At 62.0% G+C, this 23872-nt stretch carries 21 protein-coding genes; 16 read left to right on the forward strand and 5 right to left on the reverse strand.

Annotated elements, in window-relative coordinates; genetic code table 11:
* The first annotated feature begins 53 nt into the window (after positions 1-53).
* Entirely contained in the window at positions 54-1073 is a 1020-nt protein-coding gene (ilvC, locus tag AB7828_RS00755) for a ketol-acid reductoisomerase (RefSeq protein ID WP_089267877.1), read from the forward strand.
* A 141-nt stretch (positions 1074-1214) separates the two neighbouring features.
* Here the strand turns inward: ilvC and AB7828_RS00760 are convergent, their stop codons facing one another.
* Positions 1215-1793: an energy transducer TonB gene (locus AB7828_RS00760; RefSeq protein WP_441229102.1), complete on the reverse strand. Its 579-nt coding sequence runs from the start codon at positions 1791-1793 to the stop codon at positions 1215-1217.
* A 29-nt stretch (positions 1794-1822) separates the two neighbouring features.
* On the opposite strand from AB7828_RS00760, the gene AB7828_RS00765 reads away from it, so the two are divergent.
* From AB7828_RS00765 to AB7828_RS00785, 5 genes are all read left to right on the forward strand, one after another.
* On the forward strand, positions 1823-2671 hold the full coding sequence (locus AB7828_RS00765; protein WP_441229103.1) for an SDR family NAD(P)-dependent oxidoreductase: 849 nt from the start codon (positions 1823-1825) through the stop codon (positions 2669-2671).
* A gap of 73 nt (positions 2672-2744) precedes the next feature.
* Positions 2745-3488: a FadR/GntR family transcriptional regulator gene (locus AB7828_RS00770; protein WP_184514884.1), complete on the forward strand. Its 744-nt coding sequence runs from the start codon at positions 2745-2747 to the stop codon at positions 3486-3488.
* 151 nt (positions 3489-3639) lie between these two features.
* On the forward strand, positions 3640-4863 hold the full coding sequence (locus tag AB7828_RS00775; protein ID WP_441229104.1) for an ABC transporter substrate-binding protein: 1224 nt from the start codon (positions 3640-3642) through the stop codon (positions 4861-4863).
* A gap of 182 nt (positions 4864-5045) precedes the next feature.
* Complete coding sequence (locus AB7828_RS00780; RefSeq protein ID WP_441229105.1) at positions 5046-6794, forward strand: sulfatase-like hydrolase/transferase; 1749 nt, start codon at positions 5046-5048, stop codon at positions 6792-6794.
* 181 nt (positions 6795-6975) lie between these two features.
* Positions 6976-8682 carry a sulfatase-like hydrolase/transferase gene (locus tag AB7828_RS00785; protein ID WP_441232177.1) on the forward strand — a complete coding sequence of 569 codons (1707 nt, stop codon included), beginning with the start codon at positions 6976-6978 and terminating at the stop codon, positions 8680-8682.
* A 185-nt stretch (positions 8683-8867) separates the two neighbouring features.
* Here AB7828_RS00785 and AB7828_RS00790 read toward each other — a convergent pair whose 3' ends face one another.
* Together AB7828_RS00790 and AB7828_RS00795 are read right to left on the reverse strand one after the other, a co-directional pair.
* Complete coding sequence (locus tag AB7828_RS00790; protein ID WP_441229106.1) at positions 8868-10427, reverse strand: ABC transporter permease/substrate-binding protein; 1560 nt, start codon at positions 10425-10427, stop codon at positions 8868-8870.
* Positions 10424-11233: an ATP-binding cassette domain-containing protein gene (locus tag AB7828_RS00795; protein WP_441229107.1), complete on the reverse strand. Its 810-nt coding sequence runs from the start codon at positions 11231-11233 to the stop codon at positions 10424-10426. Before AB7828_RS00795 ends, AB7828_RS00790 begins: the two co-directional genes overlap by 4 nt.
* Before the next feature lie 136 nt (positions 11234-11369).
* On the opposite strand from AB7828_RS00795, the gene AB7828_RS00800 reads away from it, so the two are divergent.
* Both AB7828_RS00800 and AB7828_RS00805 read left to right on the forward strand, forming a co-directional pair.
* Positions 11370-12176: an ABC transporter ATP-binding protein gene (locus AB7828_RS00800; RefSeq protein ID WP_441232178.1), complete on the forward strand. Its 807-nt coding sequence runs from the start codon at positions 11370-11372 to the stop codon at positions 12174-12176.
* Complete coding sequence (locus AB7828_RS00805; RefSeq protein WP_441229108.1) at positions 12173-12961, forward strand: ABC transporter permease; 789 nt, start codon at positions 12173-12175, stop codon at positions 12959-12961. Before AB7828_RS00800 ends, AB7828_RS00805 begins: the two co-directional genes overlap by 4 nt.
* 50 nt (positions 12962-13011) lie before the next feature.
* Here the strand turns inward: AB7828_RS00805 and AB7828_RS00810 are convergent, their stop codons facing one another.
* A complete protein-coding gene (locus tag AB7828_RS00810) occupies positions 13012-13473 on the reverse strand; it encodes a cupin domain-containing protein (protein WP_441229109.1) in 462 nt (153 codons plus the stop codon).
* 130 nt (positions 13474-13603) lie between these two features.
* On the opposite strand from AB7828_RS00810, the gene AB7828_RS00815 reads away from it, so the two are divergent.
* From AB7828_RS00815 to AB7828_RS00825, 3 genes are all read left to right on the forward strand, one after another.
* Positions 13604-14659: an ABC transporter substrate-binding protein gene (locus AB7828_RS00815; RefSeq protein WP_089267889.1), complete on the forward strand. Its 1056-nt coding sequence runs from the start codon at positions 13604-13606 to the stop codon at positions 14657-14659.
* A 9-nt stretch (positions 14660-14668) separates the two neighbouring features.
* Positions 14669-15376 (forward strand): NUDIX hydrolase, encoded by a 708-nt coding sequence (locus tag AB7828_RS00820; RefSeq protein ID WP_441229110.1) that lies wholly within the window; start codon positions 14669-14671, stop codon positions 15374-15376.
* A 66-nt stretch (positions 15377-15442) separates the two neighbouring features.
* Positions 15443-16417 carry a polyphosphate kinase 2 family protein gene (locus AB7828_RS00825; RefSeq protein WP_441229111.1) on the forward strand — a complete coding sequence of 325 codons (975 nt, stop codon included), beginning with the start codon at positions 15443-15445 and terminating at the stop codon, positions 16415-16417.
* 151 nt (positions 16418-16568) lie between these two features.
* Here the strand turns inward: AB7828_RS00825 and AB7828_RS00830 are convergent, their stop codons facing one another.
* Entirely contained in the window at positions 16569-17462 is an 894-nt protein-coding gene (locus AB7828_RS00830; protein WP_441229112.1) for a dihydrodipicolinate synthase family protein, read from the reverse strand.
* 499 nt (positions 17463-17961) lie between these two features.
* On the opposite strand from AB7828_RS00830, the gene AB7828_RS00835 reads away from it, so the two are divergent.
* The 5 genes from AB7828_RS00835 (at position 17962) to AB7828_RS00855 (ending at position 23715) form a co-directional block, all read left to right on the forward strand.
* Positions 17962-19542 carry a 2-isopropylmalate synthase gene (locus AB7828_RS00835; protein ID WP_441229113.1) on the forward strand — a complete coding sequence of 527 codons (1581 nt, stop codon included), beginning with the start codon at positions 17962-17964 and terminating at the stop codon, positions 19540-19542.
* 338 nt (positions 19543-19880) lie between these two features.
* Positions 19881-20882: a TRAP transporter substrate-binding protein gene (locus AB7828_RS00840; RefSeq protein ID WP_441229114.1), complete on the forward strand. Its 1002-nt coding sequence runs from the start codon at positions 19881-19883 to the stop codon at positions 20880-20882.
* A 143-nt stretch (positions 20883-21025) separates the two neighbouring features.
* Complete coding sequence (locus AB7828_RS00845; RefSeq protein WP_068738416.1) at positions 21026-21601, forward strand: TRAP transporter small permease; 576 nt, start codon at positions 21026-21028, stop codon at positions 21599-21601.
* Positions 21598-22923 (forward strand): TRAP transporter large permease, encoded by a 1326-nt coding sequence (locus AB7828_RS00850; protein ID WP_068738414.1) that lies wholly within the window; start codon positions 21598-21600, stop codon positions 22921-22923. The genes AB7828_RS00845 and AB7828_RS00850 overlap by 4 nt, the downstream gene beginning before the upstream one ends.
* 138 nt (positions 22924-23061) lie before the next feature.
* Positions 23062-23715 (forward strand): Spy/CpxP family protein refolding chaperone, encoded by a 654-nt coding sequence (locus AB7828_RS00855; protein ID WP_441229115.1) that lies wholly within the window; start codon positions 23062-23064, stop codon positions 23713-23715.
* Positions 23716-23872 lie beyond the last annotated feature (157 nt).

Genomic DNA, 23872 nt, shown 5'->3' on the forward strand with positions numbered 1-23872 from the left:
ACCGGTTCGAACGGGCAGCTTTGAAATATAGTTGCTGAAGAGAGGAAATACCCATGCGAGTTTATTACGATCGCGACGCCGACCTGAACCTGATCAAGGGCAAGAAGGTCTGCATCGTCGGCTACGGCAGCCAGGGCCATGCCCATGCGCTGAACCTCAAGGACTCCGGCGTCAAGGACGTGGTCATTGCGCTGCGCAAGGGCTCGGCCACCGCGAAGAAGGCGGAAGCCGCCGGCTTCAAGGTGATGGAAGTCGCCGAGGCTGCCAAGTGGGCCGACCTGATGATGATGCTCACCCCCGACGAATTGCAGGGCGACATCTATCGCGACCACATGCACGACAACATGAAGAAGGGCGCAGCGCTCGTCTTCGCACACGGTCTCAACGTGCACTTCAACCTGCTCGATCCGCGTGAAGACTTGGACGTGTTGATGATCGCGCCGAAGGGCCCCGGCCACACCGTGCGTTCGGAATATCAGCGCGGCGGCGGCGTGCCCTGCCTGATCGCCGTTCACAAGGACGTCTCGGGCAATGCCCATGACCTCGGCCTCAGCTACGCTTCGGCAGTGGGCGGCGGCCGCGCCGGCATCATCGAGACCTCGTTCAAGGAAGAGTGCGAAACCGATCTGTTCGGCGAGCAGGCCGTTCTCTGCGGCGGCACCGTCGAGCTGATCCGCGCGGGCTTCGAGACGCTGGTGGAAGCCGGTTACGCACCGGAAATGGCCTACTTCGAGTGCCTGCACGAGCTGAAGCTCATCGTCGACCTGATCTATGAAGGCGGCATCGCCAACATGAACTACTCGATCTCCAACACGGCCGAGTACGGCGAATACGTCACCGGTCCGCGCATCGTCACCTCGGAAACCAAGGCCGAGATGAAGCGCGTGCTGACCGACATTCAGTCCGGCAAGTTCGCCCGCGACTGGATGCTGGAAAACAAGGTCAACCAGGCCTCGTTCAAGGCGACGCGCCAGCGCAACAACGCACATCCGATCGAGGAAGTGGGCGCCAAGCTCCGCGACATGATGCCGTGGATCAAGGAAAAGGCGCTGGTCGACAAGACCAAGAACTAAGCGCTTCGCTTAGGCGCAGCTATGATGGGACCGCGGCAACGCGGTCCCGTTTCTTTTGAAATGTACAATGCGTGATGAGCTCACCGAAATGGCCAGCCCGCAAAGTCCGCGCCAGGTATTTGCCACATGCTATCCGGGAGTTCACGTGCCATGCAGGCGCGCGGCTCTGCCGCCATGGGAGGACGGGCCCGAATAGGCTATCGGCACGCCGACCGCCAGAACCGCTTTAGGGTATATCGATGGCAGTGGCGCGAATGGGCCGGCCATCCGCACAACGGCGAGAGCTGCACCGTCAAGTTCGGTGTTTCCAGAACTCCTTAAGACGGTAGCCTCGACCACCCGACCACTGCGGTTCACCGCAAGACAGATGACCACACGTCCGCGAAGTCCCGCCTCGGCAAGCCGCTTTGCCGTTCGCATGATCCGCGCGGTTGTGTGCTGCCGCCATGCGCGCATGGTCGGACTCGCGGTCATGGCTTCGGGGCCAGTTGTCGGTGCAATCTGCGCTTCCGCACTCGTTGCCATTGCGGCGAGCAACACGGCGACGCCGATTGCTCGCCGCATGGTCATATTGAGTCCTTTGCTCTGCTTCGTGTGGTTGGCCGGGGGTGAGGCAAAAACAGGAAGCATGTCGAGCCCTTGAGATTGGATGACGGAAGCCAATAGATGAGTGATATCATATTGCGCCCACTTTCTTCCATTTTCTGGGTACTGAGACAACCTTCGCACCATGTCGAGCAGGTCACCGCATGAATGCTATTGTTATCACCGGCGTCTCCACGGGCATCGGCCACGCCACGGCGAAGCTTCTACTCGCGCGCGGTTTTCGCGTATTCGGCAGTGTCCGTAGGCAGGTTGATACAGAGCGGTTGCAAGCCGAGTTCGGCGCGAACTTCATCCCGCTGCTGTTCGATGTCACCGACGAGGCCGCTGTGTTGGCCGCCGCTGCGCAGGTCCGTGCCGCGCTGAACGGCGAGACGCTTGCAGGGCTCGTCAACAATGCCGGCGTTGCGGTGCCGGGCGCGCTGCTCGATCTGGCGGTCGACGAGTTTCGCCAGCAGATCGAGATCAATGTGATGGGGCCGGTGATCGTCACCAAGGCCTTCGCGCCGCTGCTCGGCGCCGATCCGGCAATGACGGGCGCGCCCGGGCGCATCGTGATGATGAGTTCGGTGTCCGGACAGTTCGGCAATCCACTGCTGTCGCCCTATAGCGCGTCGAAATTCGCGCTGGAAGGATTGGCCGAGAGCCTGCGGCGCGAATTCATGCTGTTCGGCATCGACGTGCTGGTGATCGCGCCGGGGGCCGTGCGCACGCCGATCTGGGACAAGGCCGACGCCATCGATATGGCGCGCTTCGATGCGTCGCCGTTTTTGCCGGCGTTAACGAAGCTGCGCGAGATGCTGATGAAGCTGGCGAAGAACGGGCTGCCGCCGGAGACGATCGGCGAGCTGGTTCATCAGGCGTTGACCAAGCCCAACCCGAAAGTGCGCGTGGTGGCATCGCCGCAGCCGGTTCAGACTTGGATCGCCGGTTGGCTGCCGCGGCGCTGGCTGGACGGCATTATGGCGAAGCAGTTGGGATTACGGCCCAAATAGCGGGGCCATTTGTCGCCTCGACAGGGCGGCTAAAATTGGCTAACTGGTACTACCAGATTGGTAGGGTCAGCCCATGCTCGCTGCGGTCAGCACTGATACGTCCGACGCCGTTCGGAAAACGCTCCAATTCGTTCGGCACCACCGGCTGTCGAAGGGCGACCGGCTGCCGTCCGAGCGGGACCTGTCTGAGCGGTTCGGGGTGACGCGCAGTTCGGTTCGCGAGGCGCTGGCGGTGCTCGATGCCATGCGCATCACCGAGCGGAAGCCCAAATCCGGCATCTATCTGCGCAACACGCTGGAGGACAGCGGCCTCGATGCACTGGTGCTGCAGGCCGATCTGGGTGTCACGTTCGATGCGCAGGTGACGCGCGATGCTATCGAGGCGCGGATCATCTGCGAGGAGCAGGCGTTCCGGCTCGCTTGCCAGCGCCGCACCGATGCCGATCTCTCAAAGCTGCACGGACTGCTGGACACCTATGCGGCGCTGGCCGCCAACGGCCGCAACATGGCCGACGAAGACGTTGAGTTTCATCTTGCCGTGGCTGCCGCGAGCCAGAACCGCATTCTCGTGCGCACGATTACGCCTTTGATGCTGATGAGCACGCGCGGGCGTCGCCGTTATTTCGAGTCGGCGGCGCTACGCCAGCGCTCGCTCGACGATCACCGCGCATTCGTCGCCGCCATCGCGGCGCGTGACGAAGTCGCTGTCACCGCGCTCGTCCATAGCCATGTGCAGATCGCTGCCGCCGACATTCAGGCGCTGGCTGATCAGGCCGCGACCGACCTCGATCATTCCGACACCGACCGCAAGGACTGAGGTTCACGAACAACACACGCACCTGACGAGCCGCTCGACAATCCCGACCAACGGGAAGGCTCGGATCGAATACGGCAACGGCCGTAGCGGCACCACCGCACGCACTGGAAACGCAAAAGAAGGACGTATGATGCGTATGAAGACAACTGCCATGACTGCAACTTCGATGGCCGCTTGGGCGGTCGCCGTGGCGATGGTCGCAAGCCCGGCGCTGGCGCAGAAGAAGTATGGCCCCGGCGCCAGCGATACCGAAATCAAGATCGGCAACACGGTACCCTATAGCGGCCCGGCCTCCGCCTACGGCATTCTCGGCAAGGCCTACGGCGCCTATTTCAAGAAGATCAATGATGAGGGCGGCATCAACGGCCGCAAGATCGTCTTCATCTCCTATGACGACGCCTATTCGCCGCCGAAGACGGTGGAGCAGACCCGCAAGCTGGTGGAGAGTGACGAGGTGATGGCGATCGTCGGCAATGTCGGCACCGCCGCGAATGCCGCAATCCAGAAATACGTCAATGCCAAGAAGACGCCGCAACTCTTCCTCGCAACCGGCGCCACCCGCTGGAACGATCCGAAGCAGTTCCCGTGGACCATGGGCTGGCTGCCGAGCTACCACGCCGAAGCTGCGGCCTATGCGAAGTATCTTCTGAAGGAGAAGCCGGATGCCAAGATCGGCGTGCTCTATCAGAATGACGATTTCGGCAAGGACTATCTGAAGGGACTGAAGGAAGGTTTCGGCGACAAGGCGGCGTCAAGGATCGTGGCTGAAGCGAGCTACGAGGTTTCCGAGCCGACCATCGACTCGCAGATCGTCAAGCTGAAGGCCGCTGGCGTCGATACGCTGTTCTCCTTTGCTGTCGGAAAATTCGCCGCACAGTCGATCAAGAAAGTCGCCGAGCTCGGCTGGAAGCCGCTGCACATCGTGCCGAATGCGAGTTCGTCGGTGGGCAGCGTGATCCGTCCGGCAGGCTTCGAGAATGCGCAGGACGTTTTGTCCGCGACCTTCGCCAAGGATCCGACCGATCCGCAGTGGAAGGACGATCCGGGCATGCAGAAGTTCTACGCCTATGTCGAGAAGTACATTCCCGAAGGCAAGGCGATGGAGAGCACGGTATTGTCCGGCTACAGCATCGCCCAGACCATGGTCGAGGCGCTGAAGCAGTGCGGCGACGATCTCACCCATGAGAACCTGATGAAGCAGGCCGCCAACCTGAAGAACGTGCAGCTCGACGGACTGCTGCCAGGCGTGACCGTCAATACCAGCCCGACCGACTTCTCGCCCATCGACCAGTTCCAGATGATGAGCTTCAAGGGCGAGCGCTGGCAGCGCTTCGGCGAGATCATCAAGGGCGAGACGCCGACCGCAGTGCGGTAGAGGCGAGGGATGACGACGGCAGGCGGCGCCCGGACCGGCACCGCCTGCGTCGAAAGGTTCATTGTCCGTTCATGACGCCTGTATTACGATTTTGTGACATTCCGCAGGGTCCGGTCGCGGTGTGAGCCGGCTGGCCGTTGCCAGACAGGGTAGTTTTCTTGCCGGGTGTTCGCAGGCAAGTCATGCTGCCGTCGCCGATCTCAGTCTCTCCGGCGCAAGCCGGCCGCCGCTTCAAGGAGCGGTTGGTGGTCGTCTGGCAGTATGTTCGGCAGTGGCCGCTGCGCACGGCGCTGATCGCCGCGATCCACACGCTTGCGATCTTCTATGTTCTCGCCTCGGTCGAATACGGCCCGTTCGCCACCACGCTGGCGCTGTTGACCTGGGGTTTGCTGAATTTCCTGTTCCTCGCGCTGTTCAAGCGGCCGGGGATCAGCGCGGTGCTGTCGCTGCTGCTGGTCACGACGCTGATCGTGCTGTCGCAGTTCAAGTTCGGCATCACGCAGCTCACGCTGACCTTCCTGGATTTCCTGATCATCGATCGCGACACGATCTCGTTCCTGCATTCGATCTTCCCGCAGCTGCGGACCTGGCTCCTTATCGCCGCTGCCGTCGCGCTCCCGATCCTGTGGCTGATCTGGCGCGCCGATCCGTTCCGCCTGCGCCGCCGCAGTGCGCTGGCCTGTGCGGGTGTCTGCCTGGCGGGGATCGTCGGCCTATCGGCAGCCAATCCCGAAAAGCCATGGGAGCCGTTCCAGGGCGTCAATCACATTTCCAATCTGGCGCGCTCCGGCGTCGTTTCGGTGTCGCATCTGACCGCGACCGGCTGGATCGAGGCGGATTCCAAGAGCCTCGTGAGTTCAGCACAGGCCTCGCCAATGACCACCTGCGAGCCCGGCGTGAAGCGGCCGAACATCGTGATGGTGCTGGACGAGTCGTCATTCGACGTGTCGGCGGCGCCCGGCGTGAAGGTGCCGGCGGGCTATCATGATTACTTCAAGTCTGCCGATGGCCAGCAGCGCGCGCTGATCACCGAGTCCAGCGGCGGGCCGACCTGGTACACCGAGTTCAACATCTTCACCGGCCTGTCGGCACGCTCCTTCGGCGCGCTGAAGTTCTATGTGACGCGTATCGCCGCCGGAAAGATCTCGCGCGGCCTGCCGCAGGCGCTGCAGCGCTGCGGCTACAAGACCTTCTCGCTGTATCCGACCTACGGCAATTTCCTCAGCGCGCGCAGCTTCCAGGAGGGCGCCGGCATCGATGGCTTCATCGACATGGCGGCGATGGGCGTCAGCGAGGACATGCAGCCCGACAGGTTCTATTTCGATCAGGCCAGGGATCTCATCGCGCGCGAGAGCAAGACCGACCAGCCGGTCTTCGTGCTGGTCTATCTCACCGCCAATCACTTCCCGTGGACCACGACCTATCGCGACGACCTGACGCCGGCCGGCTGGCAGGCGCCGGGCAATACGGCGGAGGTGGATGAGTATATCCGCCGCCAGGCGATGACGGCTGCGGACTACAAGGCCTTCGTCGCGCAGCTCCAGAAGGACCATCCGACCGAGCCGTTCCTGCTGGTGCGGTTCGGCGACCATCAGCCCGCGATCGCGCAAAAACTGCTGGAGCCCGAACTGCCGCAGCCGAAGCGCGCCGACCGGATCATGACGCATGATGTCAGATACTATACGACCTATTACGCCATCGACGCGCTGAACTACCGGCCCGAACTGGCATCGGCGTTGCCGGTGCTGGATGCAGCCTATCTGCCGCTCATGGTGCAGGAGGCCGCACGCGTGCCGCTCGATCCGTCCTTTGTCGAGCAGAAGAAGATCATGCTTCGCTGCAAGGGCGTGTTCTATGGCTGCAAGGGCGGCGACGAAGCGAGCCGGTTCAATCGCTGGCTGATCGATGCGGGGCTGATCAAGGATCTCTGACCCGGCCGGCTGCAGCAGTGAGGGCAGGGTGTCTGTCCATCCCGTTCAGGCCAAGGTCATTGCCCGTTCATGACGATTACATTACAAATTAATGACATATCGCAGTTTCCGGCTGCGGCATGCGCCCTCTGGCCGTCGCCAGCCCAGGCCCGAGGCCTCGCCGGTGGTGTTGTGTGCCGCCATGGCGCCTCCGCTCAATCCAGTACCCAGCGTCTCGACAACTGCTGTCGCTGCACCGACCAGCGTGTGGCGGCTGCTGGCCGTGGCAGCGCCGCATTTCGGCGCGCTGCTGGTGATGTTCCAGACCGAGACCGATCTGGTGGGACGGGTGGGCTTCGTGCTGGCCTGGGCCATTCTCAACTTGTTCTGGATTGCGCTGCTGCGCCGTCCCGCGCTTTCGGGAGCGCTGTCGCTGACCCTGGTCGTCATCTTGGTGCTGCTGTCGCGGCTGAAGCACGACGTGGTGCAGATGACCGCGAACTTCGTCGACCTGATGGTGATCGACCGCGATACCGCAGCCTTCCTGTTCACGATCTTTCCGAACCTGCGCTGGTCCGCCATCGGCGCTGCCGTGGTGGTGCTGCCGCTGATGTATGCGCTGTGGTGGCTCGATCCGTTCCGCATTCGACGGCTGCCGGCGCTCGCCGCGCTGACGGCTTGCCTCGCCGCATTGACGGGATATGCGTTGGCCTGGCCGGATGAAGCCTGGCGCGGCTATTACGATGACGGCTATCTGTCGAAATTCGCGCGCTCCGGCGTTACCGCGGTGTCGGACTTCAGCAGCCACGGTTTCATGGAGTCCGACGCGGTCATCACCGAGCGGCTGAAGTTGCCGCTGGAGGATTCCTGCCATCCGGCGGGACGTCGTCCGCACATCATCATGGTGCATGACGAGTCGTCCTTCGACATCCGTCAGGCCGCCGGCGTGAAGACGCCGAAAGGCTATGGCAGCCACTTCGATTCATGGGACGGCAAGGCGCGCAAATTTCTCGCCGAGAGCAATGGTGGGCCGAGCTGGTTCACCGAATACAACGTATTGGCCGGACTCTCGTCGCGCTCGTTCGGGCCGTTCTCCTATTTCGTCACGCGCATCGCTTCGGGCCGCGTCGAGCGCGGATTACCACTGGCGCTGCGCCGCTGCGGCTATAGCACCATCTCGCTCTATCCGGCCTTTGGCGCCTTCATGAGCGCGCGCAGCTTCCAGACCACCACTGGCGTCGAGCGCTTCTATGACGCCAAGGATCTTGGTGCCAAGGGCGTCGAGCCCGACAGCTTCTTCTACGATTCAGCGGCGCGCCTGATGGCCGAGCAGCCGCCGACCAATCCGCTGTTCATGTTCGTCTATCTCGCCGCCAATCACTTTCCGTGGGAAACCAAGTTTCGCCCCGACATGACGCCCGGCTGGCGCGCGCCCGGTAACGTGCCGGTGGTTGATGAATATCTGCGCCGGCAAGCGATGAGCGTCGATCACTATGGTGCGTTCGTCGCGAAGCTGAAGAAGCAGTTTCCAGCGCAGCCGTTCCTGATCGTACGCTATGGCGATCATCAGCCGGAATTCGCTCCGGGCATTCTCGATCCCAACATGGATGAAGCGGGCCTCGGCAAGAAGCTGCAGAGTTACGACCCGCGCTACTACGCGACCTACTACGCCATCGACGCGATCAATTTCGAACCGGTGAAGAGCGCGACGGTGATGGACACGATCGACGGGCCGTATCTGCCGCTGGTCATTCAGGAGGCCGCGGGCATTCCGCTGGACCCGTCCTTCGAGGAGCAAAAGAAGATCATGCTTCGCTGCAAGGGACTGTTTTACGCCTGCAAGGACGGCGCGGAAGCGCGGCGATTCAATCGCCTGTTGATCGATGCGGGGATGATCAAGAATTTGTAGTCTCTCTTTCTTCCCCTCTCCCCCGCGAAGCGAAGCTTCGCAAGGTGGGAGAGGGTGGATCGACCGCGAAGCGGTCGAGACGGGAGAGGGGGCGCCACGCGCGGCGCACCTTGCGGCTACCCCTCTCCCGCCTTCGCTTCGCTCAGGCACCCTCTCCCGCAAGGGGAGAGGGGAAGAAGAACACTCTACTTCGTCCCCATCTTCTCCCACATCCATTTGGCCACGCTCTCCGGCGAACTCGTCGCATCATTGCCTGCCGCGCGCAGGTTTGCCTCGCGCATCAGCGGCAGATCGATCTTGCCGAGCAACGGCTGCAACGCGCTGCGCAACCTCTCGTCGCCCGCGCGCTTCGGCGTCAGCAGCATGATCGCGTCATAGGGCGGGATGGCGTGTTTGGGATCGTCCAGCACCACGAGATCGTATTTCGCGATCAGTCCGTCGCTGGTATAGCCGGCGATGACGTCGACCTCGCCGGAGGCAACAGCGGCATACATGAAATCGGGCTGCATCGTGCGCTGGGTCTTGAACGACAGGCCATAGGCCGTTTTCAGTCCCGCCCATTCCGGCCGCGAAAAGAATTCGTAATCGCCGGCAATGGTCATGTTGCCGCTCAGCGCCGCGAGGTCGGCAGCGGTCCTGACCCCCAGCGCCTGCGCCTTCTGTCGCGGCATCACCAGTGCATAGGCATTGGCGAAGCCGAGTTCACCGAACAGGGTAATGTTGGCTTTCGCTAACGTCGTCTTCAGCTCGGTCAGCAATTGTTCGCGCGGCAGGATCTCGCTGCGGTGAAACTGGTTGGCCCAAAGCGTGCCGGAATAGTCGATGTAGACATCGATATCGCCGGAGGCCAGCGCATCATAGATTACGCTGGAGCCCAAACCCTGCCGCGTCGTGGCGGGCAGGCCGGCGGCCTGCAGGCGCTGGAACATCAGGGCGGCGAGCACATATTGCTCGGTAAAGGTCTTGGCACCGACCACGATACGCGTGCCGGAACGGGCGAATGACGGCGCGAGTGTGACGATCACCAGCGCCGCGATACCGAGCACGCCGATGGTCGTGTGGATGCGGCTGCGCAGGCGGATGCCCGTTTCGATCAGCGCCAGCAATTGATCGACGGCCAGCGCAAGAATTGCCGCGGCGACGCAGCCGAAGATCACCAGCACCCAGTTCTGCGTCTGCAGGCCCGCAAAGATGTAATTGCCGAGACTGGTCTGGCCGATCGGCGTCGACAGCGTTGCCGTGCCGATCACCCACACCGCCGAGGTGCGGATGCCGGCCATCATGACCGGCAATGCCAGCGGCAGTTCGACCATGGTCAGCGATTGCCGCGGCGTCATGCCGACGCCTTGCGCGGCCTCGGTCAATGCGGGATCGACGCCGTTCAATCCGGTGATGGTGTTGCGCAGCACCGGCAGCATCGAATACAGCGCCAGCGCCAGTACCGCGGGCAGAAAGCCGAAGGCCGAGAAGCCGACGCCGAGATATTGCAGCGACAGCGCTGCGAGCGCCAGCAGCAGCGGATAAAATAGTGCCAGCAGCGCCAATCCGGGGATTGTCTGCACGATGCTGGCCACACCGAGCAGCGCGCTGCGCAGCACCGGCCGGTGCCGTGCCATGATGGCCAGCGGCAGGCTGATGACGAGGCCAAGCGCCAGCGCGGCGAGACTGACGCGCACGTGGCTGCCGAGATAATCCGGCAGATGCCCGAGCGCGTCGCTCCAGCGCGGATCGGTGAACAGGCTCATGTCGCGCCGCCTTGGGGCGCCGTGCCATCCCTCGGCAGCAGTATCTGAAGTCGTTTCGCCTGCCGGCGCGGTGTGCCCAGCAACTCGCCGACATAGGGATCGGTGCTTTCGGACAACTCAGTGGGCGTGCCCTCCGCGAGCAGTTTGCCGGAGCGCATCACCGCGATCCGGTCCGCGAGCAGGATTGCCTCGGTCATGTCATGGGTGATCATGATGGTGGTGAGGCCCAGGCTGCGATGCAGCGCGCGGTAGTCGTCGCCAAGCGCATCGCGGGTCAGCGGATCGAGCGCGCCGAACGGTTCATCCATCAGCACGATGCGCGGCTTCGCGGCGAGGGCACGCGCGACGCCGACGCGCTGGCGCTGGCCGCCGGAGAGTTCGTGCGGAAAGCGATCGCGGTGCTGCTTGCGGTCGAGGCGCACGAGATCGAGCAGTTCATCGACACGATCCGCGATATCTCTGGCGGGAGTGCCCAGCAGTCTGGGCGTGATGCCGATATTGTCTTTGATGCTCATATGCGGAAACAACCCGCCGCTCTGGAACACGTAGCCGATGCGCCGGCGCAGTTCGATCGGATCGGCCTGCGCCACGTCCTCGCCGGCGATGGTGATGTGTCCCGCGTCCGGCGCGATCAACCGGTTGGCCAGCCGCATCAGCGTGGTCTTGCCGGAGCCAGAGCCGCCGACCACCGCGAGGAACTCTCCCTCGGCAACATCGAGCGAGACACCGTCGACGGCGTGAATGCGGCCGCCGTCGAAGCTCTTGCTGACATGCTGAAAGGCGATCAGGGGGGCAGCGGAGGTCATGTCCCGGACTATCACAGCCGTGGCAACCCACCAAGCTCGGCCCAGACGTTGAATTATCAGCCCTGCAGCGCTAAGCCAGTCCCGGAACAAAAACACTTGGGGAACGCGCGTGCAGGCAGGTGAGGCCGCGGCATCGATGGCGGTGGCGCTTGATGACGCGACAGTGGCGTTCGGTATTGCCGACAATCGCATCTATACGGCGGTGGAGAAGGCGACGCTCCGGGTCGCGGATGGCGAGTTCGTTGCCATTGTCGGACCGACCGGCTGTGGCAAATCCACATTGCTCAATGTCGCTGCCGGGCTGCTGACGCCAGCCTCCGGTGCTGTCCGGATATTCGATCAGCCGTTGAACGGCTTGAACGCACAGGCCGGCTATCTGTTTCAGGCCGACGCCTTGTTTCCCTGGAAGACCGCGCTGGACAATGTCGCCATCGGGCTGGAGATCGCCGGCATAGCACGCGACGAGGCGCTAACGCGGGCGCAGGACTGGTTGACCTCGGTGGGTCTCGGCGCCTTCGCCGGGCGCTATCCGCATATGCTGTCGGGCGGCCAGCGCAAGCGCGTCGGTCTTGCGCAGGTGCTGATCCGCAATCCGAAAATTCTGCTGATGGATGAGCCGTTCGGGCCGCTTGACGCACAGACCCGGCAGGTGATGGGCAACCTGTTGCTGGATCTGTGGAGCAGGGATCGCAAGGCGGTGCTGTTCGTCACCCACGATCTCGAAGAGGCAATCGCGCTGGCGGACCGCGTCGTCATCATGTCGGCGGGGCCTGGTTCGCGCATCATCGGCGACTGGAAAGTGCCGTTGCCGCGGCCGCGCGATATTTTCGAGGTGCGGCTCGACAAGGAGTTTCACGCGCTTCATCGCGAGATCTGGAGCGTGCTGAAGGACGAGGTGATGAAGGGCTATGCGCAGTCGGCTGGTATGGGAGCCGCGTCATGACGCGTCCCGTGCTGCTGCTGTGTCAAGTGCTCGTCGCCGTGGTCGTCATCGGGCTGTGGCATGTGTTCACCACCGTGCCGGTGTTCGGCCGCATCCTGCTGCCGCCGTTCTTCTTCTCCAACCCTTGGGATGTCGGCAGCCAGATTGTTAGCTGGTTTGCGTCAGGCATTATCTGGAAGCATCTCGGAATCACGCTGCTTGAGTCGGTATTAGCCTTTGTCATCGGCTCGACGCTGGGCGTGCTGATCGGCTTCTGGTTTGCGCGCCAGCCGCGGCTCGCCGCGATCTTCGATCCCTATGTGAAGATGGCCAATGCGCTGCCGCGCGTGGTGCTGGCGCCCATTTTTGCGCTTTGGCTCGGGCTCGGCATCTGGTCGAAGGTGGCGCTCGGCATCACGCTGGTATTCTTCATCGTCTTCTTCAACGTCTATCAGGGCGTCAAGGAAGTCTCGCCCACGGTGCTCGCCAATGGCCGCATGCTGGGCATGAGCGAGCGGCAATTGATGCGCCATGTGTTCTGGCCATCGGCACTGTCATGGATGTTCTCGTCGCTGCACACCGCGGTGGGCTTTGCCGTGGTCGGCGCCGTGGTCGGTGAATATCTCGGATCGGCGGCCGGGCTCGGTTACGTCATCCAGCAGGCGGAGGGCACGTTCGATGTGGCCGGCGTGTTTGCCGGCATGTTCGTGCTGTCGGCCTTTGTCATCGCCATCGATGTGCTGGTGTCGGTGGTAGAGAAGCGCTTGCTGGTGTGGAAGCCGGTGGCGAGCGAAGGGCGGAGCTGAGACGATTCCCTCGCCCCGCTTGCGGGGCGAGGTTAAGCAGAGCCCGTGGCTTATGGCAGCGGCTTGGTGTCGTCCGGCGCCTGCGGCGGGGTCTTGATGGCGATGGCGCGGAACGGCTTGCCGTCCGGCTTGGTGCCGCCATGGGGCGTGCCCTTCGGGATGATGATGAGGTCGCCGGCCTTGACCTGAACTTCCTTGTCGCCCAGCCACACGGTCCCGGTACCTTCCAGGATATACTGGATCTCGTTGGTGTTGGGATGCATGTGCTTCACCACATTGCCGTCCTGCACCGAGATGGTCGCGCCGTCGGCCTGCATGAACATCTTGGAGCGGAAGCCGGTGAGCGAGGCCGGGCCGAGTGCATCGCCGACGAGTTCGGGGACGTGGATGACCTGGGCGGTGATGTTTTCCGCAGCCTGTGCCGGCGTGATGCCCTCGGGCACGAGATGCGTGATGAGACAACCGGCGGCGAAGGCGGCCGTGATGGAGAGTGTTGCGGTGATGCGCTTCATGAACGTTCCCCCTGGATGACAATGATTTGCCGCGCGGATGCTATGTCGCGGGACGTGGGTTGACCAGTGCCGGCTTTCCAACCGGCAGAGGCTCCTCTATCCTCCGCGCCTGATAGCAGCGGAGGAAATAATGACAACAAACATAAAAACCGGCTTGAGCCGTTTATTCCTTGCACGTCTTTTCCTTGCGAGCCTTTTGTCACTGTTTCTCGTTCATCCCGCTGCAGCGCAAACCAAGGTGACCATCGCCATCGGCGGCGGGGCGTGCCTGTGCTATCTGCCGACCGTGCTGGCCAAGCAGCTTGGCGAATACGAGAAAGCGGGTCTCGCCGTCGAACTGGTCGATCTCAAGGGCGGCTCCGATGCGTTGAAAGCCGTGCTCGGCGGCAGCGCCGATGTGGTGTCCGGCTATTTCGATCATTGCGTCAATCTCGCCGCCAAGAAGCAGGAGCTGCAATCCTTCGTCGTCTACGACCGCTATCCCGGTCTCGTGCTGGTGGTGTCGCCGAAGCACACCGGCAAGATCACGTCGATCAAGGATCTCGCCGGCAAGAAAGTCGGCGTCAGTGCGCCGGGCTCGTCGACAGACTTCTTCCTGAAGTATCAGCTTAAGAAAAACGGCCTCGATCCGGCCGGCACGGCGGTGATCGGCGTCGGCCTTGGCGCGACCGCGGTGGCGGCGATGGAGCAGGGCCAGATCGAAGCCGCGGTGATGCTCGATCCTGCCGTCACCGTGCTGCAGGGCAGCCACAAAGACCTCACGATTCTCAGCGATACCCGCACGCAGAAGGACACGCTGGCGGTGTTCTCCGGCGAATATCCAGGTGGCGCGCTGTATTCGACGACGGCCTGGGTCAAGGCTCATGAGAAAGAAGTGCAGGGGCTGACCAACGCGATCATGAATACGCTGAAATGGATTCACAGTCATACGCCGGAAGAGATCATGGCGAAGATGCCGGAAGGCATCGTCGGCAAGGACAAGGAGCTCTATCTCGCGGCGCTCAAGAACACGCTCCCGATGTATTCGGAGACCGGCTTGATGGATCCGAAGGGGGCAGCCGCCGTGCTCGCCGTGTTCAGCGAAGGCTCGCCTGAGGTAGCCAAGGCCAATATCGATGTCAGCAAGACTTACACCAATAAATATGTCGAACAGTTCGCCAAGACGATGGGGACGAATGCGAAGTAGGTTCTGCGCATGATGACGCCGGTCATTCACCGCGTCACGCAACTCGACCTCACACGCAGCGATTGGCAGTGGCCATTCGCGCGTGAGCGGCGGGACGAGATCGACGCTCACTTTGCCCTGAAGCGCGCCGAGAAGCCGCAACTGTTCAATGGGCGCGTGTTGTTGGCGCGCAATGCGCAGTTCACTGGCAACCAGTTTAGCGCGGAATATTTCGAGACCGATTTTGCGAGCTTCTTGGCGTGGCGGGATTGGCGTTGTCCCGATCCGGATGTGTTCAACGGATTTGGCATGGGCGCGCTGCGTGCCAGTGACGGCGCCTTCGTGCTCGGCGAGATGGGGCAACATACATCCAATGCCGGACGCATCTATTTTGCGGCGGGCACGCCCGATCTGGACGACCTGCGCGGCGACGTGGTCGATATTGCCGGCAGTGTGACCCGTGAAGTCGAGGAAGAGCTCGGTCTGACGGAAGCCGATTACCGCGCCGACGCTGGCTGGTCCTGCGTCGTGACGGATTTCTCGGTGGCGATGATGCGTCTTCTCGATGCGGATCAGCCGGGCGAGGTATTGCGTAACACCATCGAAGCCAATCTTGCCGGTCAGACGTCGCCTGAGCTGCGCGGAATTCATCTGGTGCGCAGCGAAGCCGACTTCACCCCGACGATGCCGTTGTTTGTGACAGCATTTATGACAGCGCAACTGACGCCAGCGGCGTGATCTGCTGGTATTGCGGGGATCGGCACGCTACGCTTGCAATCCCCGTGTCCCGGAGTTGCCGATCTCATGTCTGCCAAGCCAGTTGTGTCCGCGTTGAAGTCCTATATCGAGCCGTATCGGGTCGACGGTTCGAAAGCTTTCCATCTCAAGGCGCATGACACCAATGGCAGCGGCGGGCTGCACAAGGAGACCGGCAAGAAGATCATCGAGGCCAACCGCCGCCGGCTGCAGGAGCTGCAGGAAAAGCTCTATGCACAGGATCGCTGGTCGCTGCTGCTGATCTTCCAGGGCATGGACGCCGCCGGCAAGGACAGCGCCATCGAGAGCGTGTTCGACGGCATCAATCCGCAGGGCTGCGAGGTGCATTCGTTCAAGACGCCGTCGTCGAACGAACTCGATCACGATCTCATGTGGCGTCACACCATCGCGCTGCCACAGCGCGGACGTATCGGCATCTTCAATCGCTCTTACTACGAGGAATGTCTTGTCGTCCGTGTGCATCCGGAGATTCTCGCCAAGCAGAAAATTCCGGCCGAGCTGGTGACAAAAGATATCTGGCGCGAGCGCTTCGAGGATATCACCGCCTTCGAGAAATATCTCGCGCGCAACGGCACCGTGGTGCTGAAGTTCTTTCTCAACGTCTCCAAGGAAGAGCAGCGCGAGCGCTTCCTCGATCGTCTCGAGCAACCGGCGAAGAACTGGAAGTTCTCATCGGCCGATATCGCCGAGCGCGCGCTATGGGACAAGTATCAGGAGGCCTATGAGGACCTGATCAAGCATACGTCCTGCGAGGAAGCGCCATGGCATGTGGTGCCGGCGGATCGCAAATGGTTCTCGCGCGTGGTGATCGGCTCGGCCATCGTCAACGCATTGGAGAAGCTGGACCTGCACTTCCCCACCGTGGACGGCGAGGCGAAGAAGGACTTTACGCTGATCCGCGAGGCGCTGGAGAAGGAAGGGCCGCCGCGGGAAGGCAAGCCTGTGGTGAAGAAGGTCGCGAAGAAGAAGGTGGCCAAGAAGAAAGCGGCGAAGAAAACGTGATATTTTCTGGCTGTCATCCCCGCGAAGGCGGGGATCCATACACGCCGAAGAGGCCGTTCGTACGTTGTCGTCGCGATTTTGCCGTTTTGATTGGTTCGACCGTGGCTATGGGTCCCCGCCTTCGCGGGGAGGACAGCTACGGCGGGCTAGTTTAACTCAGCTTCAATTCCTTCAGCACCTTTGCCACCTTCTCTTGCGCCGCATCCGTCAGCGGCAGCACCGGGCGCGGTGGCTTCGCATCCGTCAGCCCCATCTGCTCCGCGGCCGCATACATTACGCGCAGGCTGGAAAACTGCTTGAACAGATCCCACAGCGGCTGCATCGCGCCGTTGAGGCGGCGCGCTTCGTCGGCATTGCCGGCCTGCGCTGCGCGGGTGATGGCCAGACAGCTCTTTGGAAACAGGCCCGCCGCCACGCAATACCAGGCGTCGCCGCCGGCCAGCAGTGTCTCCATCGAATTCCAGTCACCGGCGTAGCCGACCGAAAAGCCTGATGGCACGGCGGCACGCATCTGCTTCAGGTGATCTGCGGCGAGGCTGGCTTCGGGCGAGGTGCCCTTGACGGCGACGACGCCGGGAATACGTGCGATGCGGCCGACAAGGTCGGGCGTGAACTTGAAATGCGTGGTGGCGAAATTGTCGTAGATCACGATCGGCAGTTTGCTTGTCTCGGCAACCACCCTGAAGTGCTCGAACACCTCATCCTCGGTGAGCGGTGTGTAGGACACCGGCGCGAGCAGGCCTGCGGCGGCGCCGGCCGCCTTGGCGTCGCGGGCGAGTTCGATCGTCTCGTCGGTGCGGAGCGCGCCGATGCCGACCAGCACGGGGACGCGGCCGTTCACCTCCGCAACGGCGGCTTCAGTGGCGCGCCGGCGCTCGTCACGGCTGAGAAACGGATACGACCCGGTGCTGCCCAGGAGCCCGATGGAATCGACCTTGGCGGTCGCCAGCGGCGCCACCAGCCGCCGTAGCGCGGGCGTATCGACCCTGCCATTTGTATTCATCGGCGTGATCGGGAAAGCGGATAATCCCCTGGCGAAAGTCATCGTCCTGTCCTCGCAATTGCCGTTCGGTCTTAGGGCAAAAGGATGGCTGCGAAAACGTCCAGTTGGCGATGTTCTGGCTAGGCCAGTCGGCCACGCGCCCGAGCGCTTCCCAGGAGGATTTAGGTCAGTCTTCCTGACCCTCTTAGCCGTTGCAGGGCCCCGCATTTGTCGTCTAGAACGACCTTAGGCCTCGTCGGCAACGAACCATCAAGGGTTTTCCTTGAAACTGGTTTTGGCCGAGGATCTGGGCCTGAAGGTGTGGCAATGCTGATTCGCAGCGACATGGTTGGAGTTTCCGGGGGAGTGGCTGTTGCCGCTGGTCCCGACGCGATTCCGGCTGCGCTGCGCTCGAACCTCCTTCTTGGCGGGCTGCTTCTGCTTATCTGCCCCTGAGCGCCGTCTGGGCCGTTTGGCCTGGGTACTCAGGGGATCATGACATTCAGAACCATCAGCTCCCTCTGGCGCCCAGACAGATGCGCCCCGACCTAAGGAATATCTCATGACTTCGACCACCCCGTCCGTTCAGGACAAGTCCGACAAGGACCGCGTCATCATTTTCGACACCACCTTGCGCGACGGCGAGCAGTGCCCCGGCGCCACCATGACCTTCGAGGAAAAGCTGGAGATCGCCGCGATGCTCGACACCATGGGTGTCGACGTCATCGAGGCCGGCTTCCCGATCGCCTCCGACGGCGACTTCGAAGCCGTCAACGAGATTGCCAAGCGTACCAAGAATGCCGTGGTCTGCGGCCTGTCCCGCGCCGGCCAGAAGGACATCGACCGCTGCGCCGAGGCGATCCGCCCGGCCAAGCGCGGCCGCATCCATTCCTTCCTGTCCACCTCGCCGGTGCACATGAAGTACAAGCTGCAGATGGAGCCGGATGCCGTCCACGATCTGGTGATCTCGTCGGTGACACGCGCACGCAACTACACCGATGACGTCGAGTGGTCGTCGGAAGACGGCACCCGCACCGAATTCGACTTCCTGTGCCGCTGCGTCGAGTCGGCGATCAAGGCCGGTGCGACCACGATCAACATCCCCGACACCGTCGGCTATTCGGTGCCCGAGGAATATTACGACCTGTTCAAGCGCGTGCGCGAGAACGTGCCGAATTCCGACAAGGCGATCTTCTCGGTTCACTGCCACAACGACCTCGGCATGGCCGTCGCCAATTCGATGGCCGGCATCCGCGGCGGTGCGCGGCAGATCGAATGCACCATCAATGGCATCGGCGAGCGTGCCGGCAATGCTGCGCTGGAAGAAATTGTGATGGCGATGAAGGTGCGCAATGACAAATTGCCGTACTGGAACAACATCGACACCACAATGCTGATGCGCGCGTCGAAGGAAGTCTCCGCCGCAACCTCGTTCCCGGTGCAGTACAACAAGGCGATCGTCGGCCGTAATGCCTTCGCCCATGAGAGCGGCATCCATCAGGACGGCATGCTGAAGAACGCGCAGACCTACGAGATCATGCTGCCGGAGACGGTGGGCGTGAAGCAGACCTCGCTGGTGATGGGCAAGCATTCCGGCCGTCATGCCTTCATCCACAAGCTGGAGGAGATGGGCTACAAGCTGGGCCAGAACCAGTTGGAAGACGCCTTCGTGCGCTTCAAGGCCCTGGCCGATCGCAAGAAGGACATCTACGACGAAGATCTGGAAGCGCTGGTCGATCAGGAAATGACCGCCGCCCATGATCGCATCAAGCTGGTGTCGCTGACGGTGATCGCTGGCACGCACGGTCCGCAGCGCGCGACGATGAAGCTGAACATCGACGGCGTGGTGAAGATCGAGGAGGCCGAGGGCAATGGTCCGGTCGATGCGGTGTTCAACTGCATCAAGGCGCTGGTCCCGCACGAGGCCAAGCTGGAACTGTATCAGGTCCACGCCGTCACCGAAGGCACCGACGCGCAGGCGGAAGTGTCGGTGCGTCTGGCCCATGAAGGCCGCTCCATGACCTCGCGCGCCGCCGATCCGGATACGCTGGTCGCTTCGGCCAAGGCCTATCTCGGCGGGCTGAACAAGATCGTCATGAAGCGCGCACGCGACATGCCGGCGCCGGTTGCAGCCGCGAGCTGATCTCGGATAACCTCTCCCCGCTCTGCGCGGGGAGAGGTCGCGCGGTCTTACGCGCGGGTGAGGGGCGGTTCGTTGTCCTCTCATCCCTCACTTACTGACGGGTCGCACCCGCACGATTCCCCACGCTGTTAGGCCATTGCCTCGCCCCTCACCCCGCCCCTCTCCCCGTGCAGAACGGGGAGAGGGAGCAGGCGCTCCGCGTTTTGCGTTGCAGCATCGATTTCATGTTGTACCCCTGCGAAGGGGCAATGGCGTTTGCGCATTGATCTCTATATTGCTGCAACTGGCATACAAGCGGGAGCCGCTCAATGAGCTCCCACGTCATACGGGAGAAACACATGCGCAAATTGATTTTCGCAGCAGCATCGGTCGCCGCGCTTGCATTGATAGGACCGGCCGCCGCGCAGGCGCCTATCATCATCAAATTCAGCCATGTCGTCGCGCCGAACACGCCGAAGGGCCTCGCTGCGGAGAAGTTCAAGGAACTCGCCGAGAAATACACCGACGGCAAGGTCAAGGTCGAAGTCTATCCGAACTCGCAGCTCTACAAGGACAAGGAAGAGCTGGAAGCCTTGCAGCTCGGCGCGGTGCAAATGCTGGCGCCGTCGAACTCGAAGTTCGGGCCTATCGGCGTCAAGGAGTTCGAGGTTTTCGATCTCCCCTACATCCTTCCGGACCTCGCCACCCTGCGCAAGGTGACTGACGGCCCGCTCGGCGCGCGGCTGCTCAAGCTGCTGGATTCCAAAGGCATGACCGGCCTTGCCTATTGGGACAACGGCTTCAAGCAGATGACCGCGAACAAGAAGTTGCTCACTCCCGCGGACTACAAAGGCATGAAATTCCGCATTCAGTCGTCAAAGGTGCTGGAAGCTCAATTCCGTACGCTTGGCGCGATTCCGCAGGTGATGGCGTTCTCGGAAGTGTACCAGGCGCTGCAGACGGGCGTGGTCGATGGTCAGGAGAATACGCCGTCGAACATCTACACGCAGAAAATGCATGAGGTGCAGAAGTACACTACGCTGACCAACCACGGTTATATCGGTTACGTTGTGGTGGTGAACAAGAAATTCTGGGATGGCATTCCGGCGGATACTCGCGGCCTTCTGGAAAAGGCCATGAAGGAAGCCTCCGCCTATGGCAACGGCCAGTCGGCGAAGGAAAACGACGACGCACTCGCCGAGATGAAGAAGAGCGGCAAGACCGAATTTGTTACACTGACGCCGGAGCAGGATGCCGGCATGCGCAAGGCGGTGGAGTCGGTTTATACCGATGTGGCAGGCCGGGTAGGCAAGCCACTGATCGACGAATTTCTCAAGGAAACGCGCGGCGCCACCAACTAGGATTGACGATGTGAGCTTCCGCGCCCTCGGGTGCGGAAGCCACTGACGCCCGGGGGCCGCAGTTGCCTGACTGCGGAATGGGGTTAGCGCAAGGTCACGCCGCGATCAGATCAATTGCCGATTGACCCGCACTGGGGGACTAAATGTTTCTTCGCATCCTCGATCGGCTTGAGGAACTGCTGATCATGACATTGATCGCGGCCGCGACCGTGATCATTTTCATTGCAGTGGCACATCGCTACCTCGTCGGGATCCCGTTCTTCTATCCATTTTTGTTCCCGATCCACCTGTCGTGGGCGCAGGAGCTGTGCATCTTGATGTTCGTGTGGATGGCGAAGTTTGGCGCCGCCTACGGCGTGCGGACCGGCATCCATGTCGGCGTCGATGTGTTGGTGAACCAACTCGACCCGCCCTGGCGCAAGACGGTGGTGATGTTCGGTCTGCTCTGCGGCGCGCTCTTCACCTTTGTGGTCGGCAGCATGGGTGCGAAATTCGTCTACGGGCTGATGTACACCGATCAGGTGACGCCCGATCTCGAACTGCCGAGTTGGATCATCTATCTCTGTGTTCCGCTCGGCTCCTATCTGATGTGCTTCCGCTTCCTGCAGGTTGCTCGCAAATTCTGGCGCACCGGCGAACTCCCACATCATGACGAGACCGACGTGGAGGGGATCGATCCCGAAGCCGCCGCCGCCAGCGCCGCGAGGATCATCCGATGATCGCTGCCATTATTTTCGGACTACTCGTTGTGCTGATGCTGACGGGCATGCCGATCTCGATCGCGCTCGGTCTCACGGTGCTGACGTTCCTGTTTTTCATGACCAACGTGCCGATCGAATCCGTCGCGCTGAAGCTGTTTACCGGCATCGAGAAGTTCGAGATCATGGCGATCCCGTTCTTCATCCTCGCCGGAAACTTCCTCACGCATGGCGGCGTCGCGCGGCGAATGATCGAATTCGCACGAACAATGATCGGCCATTGGGCCGGCGGACTGGGCATTGCAGCCACGATGGCCGCTGCGCTGTTTTCAGCGGTGTCGGGGTCGTCGCCGGCGACTGTGGTGGCGATCGGCTCGATCATGCTGCCGGCCATGCTGTCGGTCGGTTACCCGAAGCGCTTTGCCGCGGGCGTCATCGTCACCGGCGGCGCGCTCGGCAATCTGATTCCGCCTTCGATCATCATGGTGATTTACGCAGTATCGACCAGCGGCGCGGTTTACTTTGGCCCTGCCGGCGAGAAGGTCTCTTCCGCCTCGGTCGGACAATTGTTCATGGCCGGAATGGTACCGGGTGTGATCCTTGCCATTATGCTCTCCGCCACCACCTGGTATCGCGCGTGGAAGAACAACTATCCGCGCATACCCAAGGCAACCTGGGCCGAGAGCTGGCACGCCTTTCGGGAATCAGCTTGGGGCATTTCGCTGATCGTTATCGTGCTGGGAGGCATCTATCTCGGCTGGTTCACGCCGACGGAAGCCGCCGCCATGAGCGCCGTCTACGCCTTCCTGATCGAGATGTTCATCTACAAGGACATGAAGTGGAAGGACGTGCCCAAGGTTCTTCTGATCTCGGCCAGCATGAGCGCGATGATCCTCTACATCGTTACCAACGCGGTGCTGTTCTCGTTCCTGATGACCAGCGAGCAGATCCCGCAGGCGATGTCGAACTGGATCACGAACAGCGGCATCAACTGGATCACCTTCCTGCTGGTGGTGAACCTGCTGCTGCTGCTCGCCGGCAATGTGATGGAGCCGTCCTCGATCGTTCTGATCATGGCGCCGATCCTTTATCCGATCGCCGTCAAGCTCGGCATTCATCCGGTGCACTTCGGCATCATCATTGTGGTCAATATGGAAATCGGCATGTGTCATCCGCCGGTGGGACTCAATCTCTACGTCGCCTCCGGTATCGCGAAGATGGGGATCACCGAACTCTCCATTGCCGTGCTGCCGTGGCTGATCACGCTGCTGATCTTCCTCGGCCTCATCACCTACATTCCGGAACTCTCGCTGTGGCTGCCGCGATTGCTCGGGATGCTGTGACAAAAGAATTCTGAAGTGTGTTCCATCGTGAATACATATTCAGAAAACGAACACATCCGGAAAACATATGGCCAAAGCGTAAGTTGAAGGTCCGGCATCGCAGGATCATCTTCGGGTAACTTTCCAAAGGAGGTTGCCATGAAGAAGATCTTGCTCGCCGGTGCCGCTGTTGCCGTGATCGCCGGTTCTACCGCGGTCTATGCCCAGCACCGTCCATGGATGCATCATCACGTCCGGATGAATCCGGAAGACCGCGCTGCCTTCGCCGATGCGCGCATCGCTGCCGTGAAGGCCGGGCTCAAGCTGACGCCGGACCAGGAGAAGATGTGGCCGGCGGTAGAGAGCGCAGTGCGCGATTTCGCCAAGCTGCGTATCGACCGCGCCAATGCGCGCATGGAAGAGCGCAAGAACCGCGACGACGACGCGAAGCGGGCCGACACGCCGGACAATCCGGTCGCCCGCCTGCAGCAGCGCGCCGGCGACATCGCCACCACGGCCGCCGCGCTGAAGAAAATCGCCGATGCTGCCGACCCGCTCTACAAGACCCTCGACGACGGCCAGAAGCGGCGACTGGCGGTGCTGACCCATATGGACCGCGGCTTCGGCGGCGGGGAGGGCGGCTGGCGTCACCGCGGCCCGCGACCCGGCTTCGAGCGCGGCAGCTTCGAAGGCGAGGGATTCGGCCCTCCCGGCTTCGATCACCCGCGTTTCGGCGATGACGACGATCGCGGTCCCGGTGGCCCGGGCGACAGATTCGACCACGACGCCGCACCGGGCGCCGAACGGCTCTGATCCGGAGCAGTTTTCCACTGTCGCAATGACGAAGAAGCCGCTGAAATCCAGCGGCTTTTTCGCATTTTTGCGATTGCGAAAAACGGTGCAATTTTTGTGACAGCGTCGCTGGACATCCCGGGATCGCTTTGCTAAACGACGCCGTCCCCACGGGGAT

This window comes from Tardiphaga sp. 215_C5_N2_1, from assembly GCF_052076055.1.
Taxonomy (GTDB): domain Bacteria; phylum Pseudomonadota; class Alphaproteobacteria; order Rhizobiales; family Xanthobacteraceae; genus Tardiphaga; species Tardiphaga robiniae.

Coding starts and splice junctions, on each gene's coding strand:
- AB7828_RS00805 (WP_441229108.1), top strand. CDS start 12,173: ATGACGCGTCCCGTGCTGCTGCTGTGTCAAGTGCTCGTCGCCGTGGTC.
- AB7828_RS00815 (WP_089267889.1), top strand. CDS start 13,604: ATGACAACAAACATAAAAACCGGCTTGAGCCGTTTATTCCTTGCACGT.
- AB7828_RS00780 (WP_441229105.1), top strand. CDS start 5,046: ATGCTGCCGTCGCCGATCTCAGTCTCTCCGGCGCAAGCCGGCCGCCGC.
- AB7828_RS00840 (WP_441229114.1), top strand. CDS start 19,881: ATGCGCAAATTGATTTTCGCAGCAGCATCGGTCGCCGCGCTTGCATTG.
- AB7828_RS00770 (WP_184514884.1), top strand. CDS start 2,745: ATGCTCGCTGCGGTCAGCACTGATACGTCCGACGCCGTTCGGAAAACG.
- AB7828_RS00825 (WP_441229111.1), top strand. CDS start 15,443: ATGTCTGCCAAGCCAGTTGTGTCCGCGTTGAAGTCCTATATCGAGCCG.
- AB7828_RS00765 (WP_441229103.1), top strand. CDS start 1,823: ATGAATGCTATTGTTATCACCGGCGTCTCCACGGGCATCGGCCACGCC.
- AB7828_RS00845 (WP_068738416.1), top strand. CDS start 21,026: ATGTTTCTTCGCATCCTCGATCGGCTTGAGGAACTGCTGATCATGACA.
- AB7828_RS00820 (WP_441229110.1), top strand. CDS start 14,669: ATGATGACGCCGGTCATTCACCGCGTCACGCAACTCGACCTCACACGC.
- AB7828_RS00800 (WP_441232178.1), top strand. CDS start 11,370: ATGGCGGTGGCGCTTGATGACGCGACAGTGGCGTTCGGTATTGCCGAC.
- AB7828_RS00835 (WP_441229113.1), top strand. CDS start 17,962: ATGACTTCGACCACCCCGTCCGTTCAGGACAAGTCCGACAAGGACCGC.
- AB7828_RS00810 (WP_441229109.1), bottom strand. CDS start 13,473: ATGAAGCGCATCACCGCAACACTCTCCATCACGGCCGCCTTCGCCGCC.
- AB7828_RS00790 (WP_441229106.1), bottom strand. CDS start 10,427: ATGAGCCTGTTCACCGATCCGCGCTGGAGCGACGCGCTCGGGCATCTG.
- AB7828_RS00785 (WP_441232177.1), top strand. CDS start 6,976: ATGGCGCCTCCGCTCAATCCAGTACCCAGCGTCTCGACAACTGCTGTC.
- ilvC (WP_089267877.1), top strand. CDS start 54: ATGCGAGTTTATTACGATCGCGACGCCGACCTGAACCTGATCAAGGGC.
- AB7828_RS00850 (WP_068738414.1), top strand. CDS start 21,598: ATGATCGCTGCCATTATTTTCGGACTACTCGTTGTGCTGATGCTGACG.
- AB7828_RS00795 (WP_441229107.1), bottom strand. CDS start 11,233: ATGACCTCCGCTGCCCCCCTGATCGCCTTTCAGCATGTCAGCAAGAGC.
- AB7828_RS00855 (WP_441229115.1), top strand. CDS start 23,062: ATGAAGAAGATCTTGCTCGCCGGTGCCGCTGTTGCCGTGATCGCCGGT.
- AB7828_RS00775 (WP_441229104.1), top strand. CDS start 3,640: ATGACTGCAACTTCGATGGCCGCTTGGGCGGTCGCCGTGGCGATGGTC.
- AB7828_RS00830 (WP_441229112.1), bottom strand. CDS start 17,462: ATGACTTTCGCCAGGGGATTATCCGCTTTCCCGATCACGCCGATGAAT.